Source organism: Marinobacter antarcticus, from assembly GCF_900142385.1.
Taxonomy (GTDB): Bacteria; Pseudomonadota; Gammaproteobacteria; order Pseudomonadales; family Oleiphilaceae; genus Marinobacter; species Marinobacter antarcticus.
In genome coordinates this window covers 1,357,211-1,370,862 of the sequence record NZ_FRAQ01000001.1, presented here as the reverse complement: position 1 = coordinate 1,370,862, position 13,652 = coordinate 1,357,211, and the positions used below count along the sequence as shown (strand labels likewise).

Annotated in this window: 18 protein-coding genes; 8 read left to right on the top strand and 10 right to left on the bottom strand. The window is 54.2% G+C overall.

The genetic code is table 11. From position 1 onward, the window contains the following. The first annotated feature begins 137 nt into the window (after positions 1-137). A complete protein-coding gene (locus tag BUA49_RS06440; protein ID WP_072796371.1) occupies positions 138-887 on the top strand; it encodes an SDR family NAD(P)-dependent oxidoreductase in 750 nt (249 codons plus the stop codon). Between the two features lie 136 nt (positions 888-1,023). Here BUA49_RS06440 and BUA49_RS06435 read toward each other — a convergent pair whose 3' ends face one another. Then, positions 1,024-1,503, bottom strand: coding sequence for an FKBP-type peptidyl-prolyl cis-trans isomerase (locus tag BUA49_RS06435; RefSeq protein ID WP_072796370.1), 480 nt, complete (start codon positions 1,501-1,503; stop codon positions 1,024-1,026). Between the two features lie 229 nt (positions 1,504-1,732). Here BUA49_RS06435 and BUA49_RS06430 point away from each other — a divergent pair, with 229 nt between their 5' ends. From BUA49_RS06430 to BUA49_RS06420, 3 genes are all read left to right on the top strand, one after another. Continuing rightward, the gene (locus BUA49_RS06430) at positions 1,733-2,536 is read left to right on the top strand and encodes a DUF3750 domain-containing protein (RefSeq protein ID WP_072796369.1); all 804 of its coding nucleotides are present in this window, start codon (positions 1,733-1,735) and stop codon (positions 2,534-2,536) included. Between the two features lie 131 nt (positions 2,537-2,667). Next, positions 2,668-3,003 carry a thioredoxin family protein gene (locus BUA49_RS06425; protein WP_072796368.1) on the top strand — a complete coding sequence of 112 codons (336 nt, stop codon included), beginning with the start codon at positions 2,668-2,670 and terminating at the stop codon, positions 3,001-3,003. A gap of 76 nt (positions 3,004-3,079) precedes the next feature. Continuing rightward, on the top strand, positions 3,080-4,696 hold the full coding sequence (locus tag BUA49_RS06420) for a CIA30 family protein (RefSeq protein WP_228704415.1): 1,617 nt from the start codon (positions 3,080-3,082) through the stop codon (positions 4,694-4,696). Positions 4,697-4,805: 109 nt separating this feature from the next. On the opposite strand, the gene BUA49_RS06410 is transcribed toward BUA49_RS06420, so the two are convergent. From BUA49_RS06410 to gcvA, 6 genes are all read right to left on the bottom strand, one after another. Then, entirely contained in the window at positions 4,806-5,180 is a 375-nt protein-coding gene (locus tag BUA49_RS06410) for a TM2 domain-containing protein (RefSeq protein ID WP_072796367.1), read from the bottom strand. Then, entirely contained in the window at positions 5,158-5,415 is a 258-nt protein-coding gene (gene yidD, locus BUA49_RS18260; protein ID WP_072796366.1) for a membrane protein insertion efficiency factor YidD, read from the bottom strand. Before yidD ends, BUA49_RS06410 begins: the two co-directional genes overlap by 23 nt. A gap of 4 nt (positions 5,416-5,419) precedes the next feature. Continuing rightward, positions 5,420-5,641, bottom strand: a complete 222-nt coding sequence (locus BUA49_RS06400; RefSeq protein WP_071267999.1) for a DUF4177 domain-containing protein — start codon at positions 5,639-5,641, stop codon at positions 5,420-5,422. A gap of 460 nt (positions 5,642-6,101) precedes the next feature. Then, positions 6,102-6,647 (bottom strand): RNA 2',3'-cyclic phosphodiesterase, encoded by a 546-nt coding sequence (gene thpR, locus BUA49_RS06395; RefSeq protein WP_072796365.1) that lies wholly within the window; start codon positions 6,645-6,647, stop codon positions 6,102-6,104. An 86-nt stretch (positions 6,648-6,733) separates the two neighbouring features. Beyond that, positions 6,734-8,005 (bottom strand): mechanosensitive ion channel family protein, encoded by a 1,272-nt coding sequence (locus tag BUA49_RS06390; protein ID WP_072796364.1) that lies wholly within the window; start codon positions 8,003-8,005, stop codon positions 6,734-6,736. A gap of 114 nt (positions 8,006-8,119) precedes the next feature. Next, positions 8,120-8,998, bottom strand: coding sequence for a transcriptional regulator GcvA (gene gcvA / locus BUA49_RS06385; protein WP_072796363.1), 879 nt, complete (start codon positions 8,996-8,998; stop codon positions 8,120-8,122). Positions 8,999-9,124: 126 nt separating this feature from the next. Here gcvA and BUA49_RS17770 point away from each other — a divergent pair, with 126 nt between their 5' ends. The 3 genes from BUA49_RS17770 (at position 9,125) to BUA49_RS06375 (ending at position 10,435) form a co-directional block, all read left to right on the top strand. Beyond that, the gene (locus BUA49_RS17770) at positions 9,125-9,298 is read left to right on the top strand and encodes an RSP_7527 family protein (RefSeq protein WP_175547554.1); all 174 of its coding nucleotides are present in this window, start codon (positions 9,125-9,127) and stop codon (positions 9,296-9,298) included. 272 nt (positions 9,299-9,570) lie between these two features. Then, positions 9,571-10,251 carry a flagellar basal body-associated FliL family protein gene (locus tag BUA49_RS06380; RefSeq protein WP_072796362.1) on the top strand — a complete coding sequence of 227 codons (681 nt, stop codon included), beginning with the start codon at positions 9,571-9,573 and terminating at the stop codon, positions 10,249-10,251. Between the two features lie 4 nt (positions 10,252-10,255). Next, positions 10,256-10,435, top strand: a complete 180-nt coding sequence (locus BUA49_RS06375) for a lipase family protein (RefSeq protein WP_072796361.1) — start codon at positions 10,256-10,258, stop codon at positions 10,433-10,435. Positions 10,436-10,618: 183 nt separating this feature from the next. Here the strand turns inward: BUA49_RS06375 and BUA49_RS06370 are convergent, their stop codons facing one another. Both BUA49_RS06370 and rho read right to left on the bottom strand, forming a co-directional pair. Then, positions 10,619-11,548, bottom strand: coding sequence for a 2-hydroxyacid dehydrogenase (locus tag BUA49_RS06370; protein WP_072796360.1), 930 nt, complete (start codon positions 11,546-11,548; stop codon positions 10,619-10,621). 140 nt (positions 11,549-11,688) lie between these two features. Then, a complete protein-coding gene (rho, locus tag BUA49_RS06365; RefSeq protein WP_228704414.1) occupies positions 11,689-12,732 on the bottom strand; it encodes a transcription termination factor Rho in 1,044 nt (347 codons plus the stop codon). Between the two features lie 203 nt (positions 12,733-12,935). On the opposite strand from rho, the gene BUA49_RS06360 reads away from it, so the two are divergent. Then, positions 12,936-13,259: a thioredoxin family protein gene (locus BUA49_RS06360; RefSeq protein WP_072796358.1), complete on the top strand. Its 324-nt coding sequence runs from the start codon at positions 12,936-12,938 to the stop codon at positions 13,257-13,259. Between the two features lie 72 nt (positions 13,260-13,331). Here BUA49_RS06360 and BUA49_RS06355 read toward each other — a convergent pair whose 3' ends face one another. After that, positions 13,332-13,643 carry a helix-turn-helix domain-containing protein gene (locus BUA49_RS06355; protein WP_072796357.1) on the bottom strand — a complete coding sequence of 104 codons (312 nt, stop codon included), beginning with the start codon at positions 13,641-13,643 and terminating at the stop codon, positions 13,332-13,334. Positions 13,644-13,652 lie beyond the last annotated feature (9 nt).

The following is a 13,652-nucleotide window of genomic DNA, read 5'->3' as shown; positions in this document are numbered from 1 at the left end:
AGAATGCATCGTTCGCGCAGCCCAGATCCCGGAATCGGGCTGCCACGGCCGCCGGTTCGGCGTAAAGTAGCTGGAGATTCGAGCCACTGGCGCGACCAGAGGCGAGACCAAACCTAACGGGAAAACAGGAGCATTCAATGACGTTTGATTTCCACGGCCGGCGCGTCATCGTCGCTGGCGGCAGCAAAGGTATTGGCCGGGCCATTGCCTTGGGATTTGCCCGAGCCGGGGCCAGCGTTTCCGTGTGCGCGCGCGGGCAGGCGTCCCTGGACGCACTGGCGGAAGAAGTGGCAGGCGAGGGGCTGGCGCTGCATGTGGCTTCCTGCGACATCGGCGATAAGGCCGCGCTGGAGACTTATCTGCAGAGCGCCATGGGCGAGTTGGGCGGCCTGGACGTGCTGGTCAATTGCGCCTCGGCGTTCGGGCGGGAGGACAGCGAAGAAGGCTGGCTGAGCAGCGTTGAGGTGGATCTGATGGGCACGGTTCGCGCCGGCCATACCTGCCTGCCAGCGCTTAAGGAAACCGGGGGCACGATCATCAACATTGCCTCCATCGCCGCCCTGCACGCCTCGACACGCACCGCCCCCTACGCGGCCATCAAGGCCGCCGTCGCTCACTACACCGGAAGCCTGGCGGTGGCCATGGCCCCGCATAAAGTGCGTGTTAATGGCATTGCCCCGGGCTCGATCGAGTTCCCGGGCGGCGTCTGGGATCAGGCCCGTCAGCACAATCCGGAGCTCTACGAGCGTATTCGCGGGGGAATTCCCTTCGGGCGCCTTGGCACGCCGGAGGAAGTCGCCGACGTGGCGTTGTTCCTGGCCTCCGATCTGGCCCGGTGGATGACCGGCCAGACGCTGGTGGTGGACGGCGGCCAGGTTCTGTCCTGAGCCGCCGGGCAACACAGGGCAAAACTCAAGACCTGCCCCCAACGTTTCTGTTCAATACCTCCAGGGCTTCGGGACGCATTTTGCTGTGGGTGTCTGCGATGACGCCGATTTGCATGGTTCAGCTACCGATTATCGTTCAATGATGCCCACCCGGCCCATGCGCGTGGCCGTGCGCTATCTCTTCCGGACTGGCAGCGCGTACTTCGATGATGTCGATATCGAAGGTCAGGGTTTTACCAGCCATCGGATGATTGTTGTCGACATCGGCAAACTTGAGGCCAACTTTGGCGACGATCACATGGCGCGGGCCCTGCTCGGTTTGCAGCTGGGCTATCATCCCCGGCTTCCAGCGTTTGGCACCGATCAAATGCTTGATCGGCACGCGCTGAATGGAATCGGCTTTGCGCGGACCGTAGGCTTTTTCCGGAGTGATGGTGACGCTGAACGTATCGCCGGCGTCGCGACCTTCCAGGGCTTCTTCCAGACCCCGGATAATGCCGCCGTGGCCATGCAGGTAGGCGTTCGGCTCGCCGCCACGGGAGTTTTCAACAACCTTGCCTTGGTCATCACTGACGCTGTAGTGAAACAAGACCACTTGATTCTTTTCGATTGGCATAGGGTTCTCTGCGAGGGTTCAAGGTACGTCATTATAGCCAGCAACGGCGTTGATTCCAGCGGCCGTTGCGGTCGACTGGTGATCTGGATAACAACAGGGTGGTTGATCCGCCGAAAGCCATAATGATAGCTGTCGGTAATGCTTCGTATTGATGCTTGAGATTATATGAGACGTATACTGGTTGGGTTTTGATTACCAACCAATGCATGCAGTCCGAGGTACCCCTGGAATGATTAAACTCCTTCGATGGCTCGTCAGAACCACAGTATTTTTGTTGGTTCTGCTAGCCGGCCCCGCACTGATTGCGGCCTGCAGTACTCAGTCTGGCCAGAGCTGGCGTGACGCCGATCGCTCCAGCGCAGGCATTGCGCCACTGCCGGGCCAGACCGAAGAAGCCATTGTGCAGGTTTATGGTGCCCGAGCTTATAATTGGCGCGGTAATTTTGCGGTCCATACCTGGATTGCGACCAAGGAGCGCGGGGCATCCACCTACGAGGTTCACGATGTCACTGGTTGGGGTTATAAGGCGGTGCGGTCCCGCCCCGGTGAGCCGGATACCGCCTGGTATGGCAACCCGCCGATGTTGCTGGCCGATCTACGTGGTGAGAAAGCGGGCGCCGCCATCATCAATATCCGGACAGCTATCGACGCCTACCCCTTCGCGAATGAATACAAAGCCTGGCCCGGGCCCAACAGCAATACCTTTGTAGCCTGGGTAATCCGGCAGGTACCCGAACTGAATGTTGCGCTGCCCAACATTGCCATCGGAAAAGACTATCTCGCTGACGGAGTATTTGCGAAGGCTCCCAGCGGTTCGGGCTACCAGTTCTCCCTCAATGGTTATTTCGGTCTTATGGCGAGTGTCCGGGAAGGTGTTGAACTGAACATCCTCGGCCTCAATATTGGTATTGACCCTCTGACTTTGGCCGTCAAATTGCCCGGCATCGGGCACATTGGCCTGCGCGACCCCTGGATGGATCGCTCGACGTGGCACAAAGTTCCGGTTATGGAGCAGGTTTCAGATGCCAATTGACGGAAAACGTTCAATCACTGTGCACACCTGCCCTCACCTCCAACAAGCGGGTTTTAATCTGAGCGGGAATTTCCAGGCCGAAGAATAGTTTGGGCATAATTGGGAGCATCCAGAAAAAGTGGAGCGAAGCTGTGAAGACTTTTTGTTCAGAAGACGCATTATCAGAATTACTGAAAACAAATCCCGCTGTCCTTATCCTTTTTGGTGGCCCCCACTGCGGCGTATGCCAGGCAATCAAGCCTCAGCTTGAAAAGCTTGCCAGCGAGGAATTCCCGAAGCTGGTAACAGCCTACATTGATTGCCAGGAAAGCGGCGGCAAATTGTGCGCAGTTCGCGGCATTTTTTCTCTTCCGGTCGTACAGCTATGGTTTAACGGCCAACGGTTCGCGGAGTTTGCCAGAGTTTTTTCCATCGGAGAGGTTCGTACCGCGCTGAAAAGGCCCTATCACTATCTCAATGCTGGCTGAACTGCCTCACCACCAGAGCCGAAGCCAGCCTGCGATCGTATCTACCGGAACGTCAGCCAACGCCGGGAGCTTTCCAGTGCAAAATAACTTCAGTACCGCAGACCGTGTCCGCAACAGCCTGAAAACCCAATTCATTGCCGACGCCCTGGCGATGCCCGTGCATTGGTTCTACAACCAAATGGATATCGAAAAGGCCTTTCCCGGAGGCATTCAGCGATTCGAAGCCGCACCAGAGTTCCACCCCTCTTCCATTATGTCGCTGCATTCCACGAGCAGCGGTGGTCGCCGTGCCCGTCACCGCCACAAAGCGGAGCCGCAAATTGTGGGGGACGTTATCCTCAAAGGCCGCGCGCAATTCTGGAATGTACCGAACGTTCACTATCATCAGGGTATGGCCGCGGGCGAGAACACCTTGAATGCCCACTGCAGCCGCGTTTTGATGCGGTGCCTCGCAGACGATAAAGGGCACTACCGTGCACAGACCTTCCTGCCCGCCTACATCGGCTTTATGACCGCAGATCCCCCGGCGCATTCAGACACCTATGCCGAGTCCTACCATCGCGGATTCTTCGCCAATCTGGCGAAAGGCCTGCCGCCCGAGCAATGCGCCATGAAGACCCACGACACGCCCTCTATCGGCGGCCTGGTGACGATTGCCCCGCTGGTATTTTCAGAGCGGCTTCGAGGTACGGAAATGCCCGACATCCAGGCTCTTTGCCGGGAACACCTGGCACTAACGCACCCGGATGAAACCTTGATGCAGGTCTGTGACCGCTATGTAAACCTTCTTTGCGGCCTGATGGAAGGGCCAGACGAAGAAGGCATCAAGGCGCTGCTGTCGGAAGCCGGCAAGGGCTCAGTGGGCCTGGATGTCGCGGCATTGGTGAAACGAAACCTGCCGGACAATCAGGTGGTGGGCCGGATGTACTCACCCGCCTGCTACATCTCAGACTCCTGGCCGGTTGTTCTGTACCTGGCCTACAAATACCGCAATGATCCGTGGTTAGCACTGCGGGTAAACACCAATCTGGGCGGCGATAACGTCCATCGGGGCATGGTGCTTGGAGCGCTGCTGGGGCTGATCAGTAATGACGTAGCCAGCCGCTGGTTTGATCAGTTGGTGGATCATGAGGAAATTGGCCGGGAGTGCTTCAAGCTTATGAATGAAAACATCAAAACCCGAGGCCCCGCCGTCCGTGCCGAACAACTGATCGATATTTATCAGGCCCGCCTGGATGTACCTTCGCCCTGGACCGTGATCAGCGATCAGGTCATGGGTGGCGTTTCCAGTGCTGCACTGCAACAGGACGACCATCATAGCTCGCCCTGCACCTGTTTGACTGGCCGCACCCGCCTCGATAACAACGGTGGGTTCGTACAGATGAAGCTTGAGATGGAGCCGGGTTGGTCATGCGCTAACTACAGGGGCCTGTTCATCGAGCTGTGCGGCGCGGCGCACGACTATAACCTGCACGTAAAAACGAATCAGCTCGACAAGCCCTGGCAATCCTTTCGCTGCACTTTGCCGGTGGAGCCGCAATGGACTCGATTCATCGTGCCCTATGGGCAACTGCTCGCTCACCGTACCGACGCTCAGCTAAAACCTGCGGACATCAAAAGCGTTGCCGTGGTGGCCATTGGCAGCGAGTTCGACGTAGACGTTTGCGTGCGACGATTTGGTTTTTTTCTCTAAAGCGAAACAGGTTCAGCGACCCCATAGAGGTTGTGGACATTGCGTCCCGTCCTGGTCGGTAAGACCGTGATGGCCTCAACATTCGACGGACAGCCCAGCTTTTCGTTGGTTAATAGCGGCGCAACAAGTCCCGATAAAGCCGATTATTCCAGTCCTGAACGATGATCTGGGATCTGAACAATTGCCACAGTTCCCACGAATAAACGATCAAGAGCAAGACGACTGCCGGCCAAATCAACCCCGCCAGGAAACAGCCAATCGCAACAAACAGAGCGCCAAGATCAAACAGCCCCCATTGCCAGCGCCCCAGATAAAAATGATGCAACCCGGCGATAAAAAACCAGTTCAATGCGGCGTATGTATCCGGGTCTTTAACCGTTTTCCCGGCCTGCCGATAGAATTCTGCCCGATGCTCGTCTGAAAGCTCCCGAATCGCCTTTCTGAGCAACTCTTCCTCGGCATCAACGTCTTCTTGTTTCAGCATGCTCGATATCCCATGTTACCGGCTCGATGCATTTACAGATCGCGTCAGGCCTGTTGCACCTTCGAAGACGGTGAAGCGTCAACGCCAGCCCTTTGCGAAAACCAAATTGCCGGATTGCCTCCTCAGAGTAGGCAGAGCAACTCGGTTCAAAATTGCAGTCGATGCCAAACCATCGGGTGCCGCCTCCGGTGCGGCGATAAAATCCGATGGCCTTCAGAGCCAGCGTCTTCAGCACTTTATTAACGTCCCAACGTAACGATCACAGCTTCACGCTGCCAAAACAGCCAGAAGCGTTTCATCTCCAGAACCTGAAATACAACCTGCCAACCTTCAGAAGCGTAGCGGTTTAATTCCGCCTCAATCTTCTTTAAAGGCAAGCCCGAGGAACCCAGAAGCAACGTCCCACATCCGCCCTCCGCGATATGGACCATCTTGTATTCGGTATAATGTTTAACCGTCATAACATCTCCTTTTTTAAAAAACTCTGTCAGCTACCAGATAAGCGGCCGCAAAGAGTTCAACAAATTAAAGCCCAATTGCTGCCGCAAAGCGCTCGCTTCCGGGGCAGCCAGCAGCCAAGCCAGAGCGCCCAGATTGGCGAGGACAGCCAGCCAGAATGGTGAAAAACACCAGCACAACAGCCGCCGCCCTCAGGAGTAATGAAACCAAACCCCTTGGCGTCATTCCATGCTGTGAGCAATCCTTTCTGATTCAATTCACGTCCTCCTTGAACCAGGTCGACTTGATCAGGCCCGGCATGATGGCAAGAGGTAACAGATACCAGAGTGCACCCCTGAATCAATCCGACGTGGAACATAAATCAGTCTTTGATTCGATGCCTTAGGATTTTTGTAACTCCTCGCCAATGGAACACCAGGCACAATCACCCTGGCCTGTGTTGGCATCAGCTTCTTCTTGCTTTTAAACAGCGGCGGGCCATGAAGGGAAGCGTTCAATCACTGTGTATACCGAACCACCGGAGCGCTGTTCACTCTCAAAGAGGACGAACTGATCCACCTGAAACGACCCAAAAGCCGTTTCCCCATACTCGGCCAGCAAGCTCTGAACCGAACCGGGCTGGCGCTTGAATCTGGCCAGGGTGATATGGGGACGAAATGCCCGACTTTCAGTTGTTAATCCGAGGTTCTCCATTTGGTCTTTAATCGCACTATGGAGGCTGGCAACGGGAGCCGTCGGCTGGACGCCCGCCCAGAGATTTTGAGGGGCACGAGGCTGACCGAAACAACCCAGACCCGCAACATTCAGCTCAAAAGCCGCCAGGGGAATATGGCGGGCAGCCTCGCACGCTGCCAATAGACGTTCTTCTTCCACTTCGCCAGGGAACAGCAAGGTGATGTGCATCTGCTCAACACTTTGCCATTTGGCACCTGACACCTCTGCCCTGGCCTTCAACAGGCGATCTTTGATCTGAGCGGGAATCTCCAGTCCGAAGAAGAGTCTGCGCATGGGGTTACTCCTTACAACTCATCTGGGGTGCAGGCTTGTCATTGAGACTGGAAATGCCGTCGATCTCAGTCGCGGTTTTCCCATGATTATTTCGCTGGCGCTTCCTTGATGTAAAGGTCTCGTTGCGGGAACGGGATGGTGATGCCTTCTTGCTTGAATCGGCGCCAGATCTCCAGATTGATGTCAGAGCGTACGCTACCGAAACCTGCTTCCGGGTCTGCGACCCAGACCCGAGCTTCCAGATGAATGCCGTTGTCGCCGAACTCCGTTAACCGGCACACCGGCTCCGGCTCCGAAATCACGCGGGGGTGCTCCCGGGCAATCTCCAACATGATTGCCATGGCACACTCCACGTCATCACTGTAGCTTACCGAAACCGGGATCTTCAGGCGTACGTTGGGGTCCGAATAAGACCAGTTAATCACCTCAGTGGTAATAAGGTTTTCGTTGGGAATGAGCGTATCCACGCCGTCGCGGTTGCGCACCACCACGTAGCGGGCATGCAATGCGACCACCCAGCCGAACTTCTCACCGACGCTGACCACATCACCGGGGCGAATCGAGCGGTCGAACACAAGAATAAAACCGCTGATGAAATTGCTGGCAATACGCTGCAGGCCGAAGCCAAGGCCAACACCCAGGGCACCGCCGAAAACCGCGAGCGCCGTGAGATCAATACCGACCAGATTAAGAACGGACATTGCAGCAACGGTGATCAGCACCAACTTGCTGACTTTGGAGAAACCCACGGCCGCGCCGGGGCTCAGATACGGCAACTGGGACAGTCGCCGATCGATAATGCCCGAGAGCCATATGGCAACCACTAACACAAGGCCCATCAGCAGGAGTAGCTTGATGACCGCCAACAGGGATATGCGCAGGTCGCCCACGGAGATGGCCAGGCTATCCATGGCCTCAAGCAATCCGGGTAGCAAGCCCACGAGATGCAGGCCCACCACCAGCCAGATGAAGGTACTGATTACGTTTTCCGAAGCCTTGACCAAGGGGCCGCTTCGCATCCCCTTGCGCAACATATAAACCAGGATGCGGATCAGGGCGAACGAGATCAGCAGCGGGACAGCCAGATCCAGGGCCCAATAGGCCTGATTCAGCGCGGCGAGTGACGCGCGACCCAGCAGAACCAACAGCAGCATCGAGATGGGAAAGGCAAGGCGCTGAATGGTGCGTTGCGTCAAGTGTCGCATGCCCTGGGAATCTGCAGCGGTACGCCGGGCAATGAGATGGTGCAGATAGAACGCGATCATCCCCGCAAACACCAGAATAGCTGCCTGCGGGATGACGTCCTGCAAGCGTATTTCCTGCAACGCCACAAGCAAACCCTGCCAGCTTTCTCCCATCGACAACCCCCGGGTAACGAGAATTCAGTAACTGGCCGCACTTGGCAGCATTCAGCCTCCTTTCAGTATAGGATTGAAAAAATAGATCTGTCCCGGTTTTTCCGCCTGGGCTCCCTACATCTCGCTCATCAGCCACTCCTTGAAGGCTTTCATCCCGACGGTCAGCGGACGTTGCTTGCGGTAGACCAGATAGAAGGCCCGATTCGTATCCAGCTGGATGTTGAAAGGCACCACCAACTTCCCCGATTTAATCTCACGGGACGTCAGGGTGCTATCAGCCAGCGCTACTCCCAGGCCCTCTTGGGCCGCCGCCGTGGCAAGTTGCCCGCTGGACATCTGCAGGCTGCCCCGGGCGGATATAAAGTCTACGCCTGACTGTTGCAGCCAGCTCTCCCACTCCCACTTCCGTTTGCTGACATAGATCAGAGTGTGTTTGGCCAAGTCTTCAGGCTTTTCCAGCGGCAACTCACCTTCCAGCAGCAGCGGGCTACACACCGGCACCAGCATAACTTTGCGCAGGAAATGCACTTCAATATCGTCCCATTCACCATTCCCGAAATAGACTGCCATATCGGTACTGGTACGGTCGAAATCCAGCAGCCCCATGGACGCGTTAATTTCCAGTTCAATATCCGGGTACAGGGCCTGGAATCGAGCCATGCGTGGCATCAGCCAGCGGGTCAGGAAGTTGGGTGCAACGCTGATCTTGACCACGTTGGATTCCTGGTTCGCGGTCAGTCGTTGGGTGGCCATTTCAATCTCATCGAACGCATGCCTGACAGATGTGAGGTATTGCTCGCCTGCAGGGGTCAACGTCACCGTTCGCCGGCTTCGGTTAAAGAGTGAAAGCCCCAAATATTCTTCAAGTGTCTTCACCTGATGACTGACCGCGGATGACGTTACGAAAAGTTCCTTGCCAGCTGCGGCAAAGCTGCAGTGTCTTGCGGCTGATTCAAATACCCGAAGCGCATTGAGGGGTGGCAGGTGGCGCATAACGTCGCTCGATTGGTGAGATTAATTCATCATCCTGATGAGAAAGGATCGCTTTTTCAACAGCATCCTACTCATTATCATACGTCCTATAGAAAATACTCACTTATCGAACCAGGACACAGCACCATGAGTTACAAAGCTCCGAAACTGAACGAACTGAACAATATCGACATTGATTACTACACAAAGCTTGCAGCACAGCAGCGTAGCGAACATATCGCGCACATGGCGACGTCACTCACAGCCAAAATCAAGTCCTTCTTCCACGTGAAGCTGCCAAAACTGTCCATCAGCCATTGATCTGTGTTCCGTTTAGCGCTCAATGGCCTTATTTGCAGACTAGCTGGTTTCGCGCACACTGGCGGACATAGCGGCCGAAATTCCAACCGGAGCACGTAGCCGAGCGCCCCGGTTGGGCCGGCGGCGCTGACAAACGGGTTGGATGCGTTGTGTGCGATTATTGATCGGGTGTGAACGAACGCCCTTAGACCTTCGAAAAACACCTCAAGCTAGGGTATTGTTCTAGAGGCCGCGTCAAAGCGGTTTCAGAGGGCAACCATGTGTCATTAGCGATGAACGAAACAACCAAGGATAAACCAACATCAGCGCCGCCGCCCGCAAAGAAGGGCTTCAGTGGCTTACATGTCTTTGGCGTTGTCCTGCTCACCATCGTTGCCACCGTCGGCGTTGGTTACTGGTGGTTGAGCCACTATGTGTTTCCTGAAAACTTCGACCCCGTAACCCTGAATGCCAGTGAACAGAATTCACTTAACAACAAGCTGAATAGTCTGGGTATTGATACTCAGGGCGGCGAATCTGGCCGCCCGTTGCAGCCGGAACCCTACAGTGAGGAAGGCGCCAGACGGGAGGTACATTTTAGCGAGCGGGAACTCAACAGTATGCTCGCCAACAACACCGATCTGGCTCAGAGACTCGCCGTCGACCTTTCGGACAATCTGCTGAGCGCCCTCCTTCTGGTGCCTCTTGAAGAGGACTTCCCCCTACTCGGCGGCAGAACCCTACGAGTAAATGCTGGCGTAGAACTCTCCTTTGCCAACGGTCGCCCCCTGGTCAAGTTAAGGGGCGTCAGCCTCATGGGCGTACCCATTCCGAACGCCTGGCTGGGTAACCTCAAGAATGTGGACCTGGTTAACGAGTTCGGCGCCAACCCGGGCTTCTGGCAATCCTTTGCAGCGGGTGTGGATTATATCCAGGTTGAGGATGGCCGGTTGCTTGTCCGGCTTAAGGAATAGCGCTATGAAACCAGGGCACAACGACAAGCCAACGGTATTGCTTGTCCACGGGATGTGGAGCACTGAGGGCACTCTGAGTGACGTGCGGGATGCCTTTGTTGAAGAAGGTTACCAGGTAGAAGCTTTGTGCCTTCCGTATCACTATCCCAAGGCAGAGCACTGCTTTCCAGCAGGCAGTCTATGAACGCTGTACCTACGAGTCTGGCATGGCCACCGGTCAACTTGTTGCTGTTAATCGCCGAGCGGATCAACTCATCTGGCTATGAATCCTGTTCTTGCGCAAAAAACTGTCGATAGGCCTCAACACGCATTTCAAGGTAAGGCTATGTTGTGCCTGTTCTTCGTGGATATGCTTAAGTCCAACTGCTTAATACCCTCTGACAAGGTTTACTTGATTCATCAAGGGCCGACCACTCTTCATCAGCCGATAGTTTTCTAAAATTTGAGGCGCGACTGAGTTAGGGTCTGTAATGCTTGAGCAATGAGGGGTCAGGAGTATTTTGTTGTGCTGCCAAAATGGGTGCGTTTGAGGTAATGGCTCCTCTCTAAAAACATCAAGGCACGCTCCTCGCAGCTGACCTTGATTTATTGCTGTTATCAGATCTTCATCCATCACGTGTTCGCCCCTCGCTACATTAACCAGGCAAGCCCCAGAAGGCAGTTTACTAAAGTTTTCTAAATTAAGAATACCACGCGTCTCGTTTGTCAGGGGCAATAAGCAAATCAATATATCTACTTGCGAAAGAAACTCTTCTAATTGCCTGTCACCTGTATAAGATTTTACTCCGGTAATAGTCTTCTGAGTGCGCGACCAACCAATAACATTAAATCCAATCTCAGAAAACTTGCTCGCCGAATATTCTCCAAGCTTACCTAACCCCATTACACCGATGGTCGTATGGGCTATTGATTTTGGTAACTGCTGCTTCCAGGTTGATTGGTATTGCTGAGTTTTGTATATGTCAAAATCTCGGAAGTAATACATAACTGCTGTATGAAGATATTCATACATAGACTGTGCTAATAGAGGATCTATAATTCTTATTACCGGTAGGTCTTTCGGCAAAAACTCATCATTAAGTAAGTGATCTATACCTGCGCCCATAGAACAAATGCATCGCAGATTTTGGTAGTCTCGTAGAACGCCTTTAGGGTGATGCCAGCACAAGGCAAACTCAACGTCCGCTTTTCGGCTTTCGTTTGGCCATATTTGAACGTCGAGAGTAGGGTCTAATGCCCTTAGGGCAGCTACCCAGGGTTCAGGATCTTTATTGGTACAAATAATTGATATTGTCATGTTATTTTGCTTTTGCCCGTAACTGTACTGAGCGCTTCACCGCCGCCAAAACGCGACTTCCTTGGTCTGCACACGGGGCTTCGCGCTGTAAGGTAAAGACTATGTAACGACCTAACGAATGAGGTGATCACTCACGCACATCACCCTGGCCCGGGAATGTTTTCCAGAAGCTCGGCATTTGTAGGGTACTTCTCAAGCAGCTCAACCAGCTTTTTTGTGCCCTCTAGCGGTTTGAGACCGCCAAGCGCCCGGCGCAATGCTCTTATTTTGTCTAAATCTTTTGGATCCAACAGCAGCTCTTCACGGCGTGTACTGCTTTTCGAAATATCCAGCGCGGGAAAGATTCGCTGATTCGCAACGTCTCTCGATAAAACCAGCTCCATGTTCCCCGTGCCCTTAAATTCCTCAAAGATAACCTGGTCCATACGGCTGCCGGTATCCACCAAAACGGTTGCCAAAATGGTCAGCGAGCCGCCATTCTCAATGTTGCGTGCAGCACCAAACAACCTCCGCGGAATCTCCATCGCTCGAGCATCCACCCCGCCAGACATAGTACGACCGCTGCTCTTTCGCTCCGCATTATGCACCCGCGAAAGCCGGGTGAGAGAGTCAATCACAATCATGACGTTCTCACCCTCGCCCGCTTGTTGGCGGGCGATATCAAGAAGTTCATCGGCAACGCGAACGTGATGAGCATAGCTTTCATCCGAAGAAGAAGCGTGTACCTCAGCCGGGACGCTACGCCTGAAATCAGTGACCTCTTCGGGTCGCTCATCTATCAATAACGCGTAAAGTTTAATCTCGGGATACGCCTTTCCCACCGCCTGGCAAATATGTTTCAAAATCGTCGATTTTCCAGACCCCGGCGGCGCAACTATCAAACCTCGCTGCCCCATTCCAATCGGCGTGATCAAATCTATCGCGCGCACCGTGAGTTCTTCTGAACCTGACTCCAAGCGAATCCCCGGCGTTGGATTGATAGCCACAGCATTTAAAAAACGTTTTTGTGGATCAGCCTCACCTTCCACCTCAACCATAGCTTCGGCTTCCTCAGCCACTGGTTTAGAGTCTTTAATTGGTTTTCGGGTTAAACCTAATGTCTTTCTCGTCATGATTGTTTGATAGCTCTTGTTAGATAGATATTTTTCGACAAACACAGCCCAAGGCAAAAAACCAGTATGCACAAAATAAGTCTGTCCCGGTTTTTAAATCTTTCCCGGTTTTCCTGAACCGCACCATCACGTGACCATCCACCTGCCATAGCCCCTCCAGAGTCTGGATGGCTGAAACCGCTATACTAAACGGTAAGAAAACCGGACGTAAGAAAACCGGGACAGATTTATTTTCCGACACTCCAAGATTGCCGATAACCCAACAAGGAGACACCATGTCGTACACCAGCCGATATACACCCGAAACCCTGAGCCGTGATGAGCTGGACCAGAGCACGGGCCCAATGGTGATCGAACTCGGCACCAACTGGTGCGGGATCTGCCAGGGTGCTCAGGCGGACATCAAAGCGGCAATGGACAATCACCCAGACGTTGCGCATGTGAAGATTGAGGATGGCAAAGGCCGCAGATTGGGGCGGACGTTTGGCGTTAAGCTCTGGCCGACCCTCATTTTTTTGAAGGATGGTGAAGAAATAGCGCGAGTCGTCCGCCCAGAAGACAGCAGCGACATCGAAGATGCACTGCTAAAAATTCACTAAGGCCGGCGCCGGCAATTGCTGGCCTGCCAGGAACAATACGGAAATTGGAAAATAAGTCTGCCCCGGTTTTATTTAAGCCGCGCGAGGCGATCCATTATCCTCGCCAGCCTGCAAGGTCCAAGTCATACCCAGAGCCCGCCCGGCTTTGACGAGCGTTGTGATGGTTACACCAGTGTCCTTCTCATCAAGAAGGCGGTTAACCACTGTACGGCTGGTATGCATTTTCTGGGCAAGTTGAGACTTGTTCACACCCGTCTGCCCCATTGCCTGCTGAATCTGCCAGACAATTACCCGCTTCAGCGCCTCAGTTTCTACTTGCTCAAGTGTGCCATCAGCTTCAAGCAGATCATCGAGAGAGCTGCCAACGTGTTTGTGCTGTGTCATTTTCTTGCT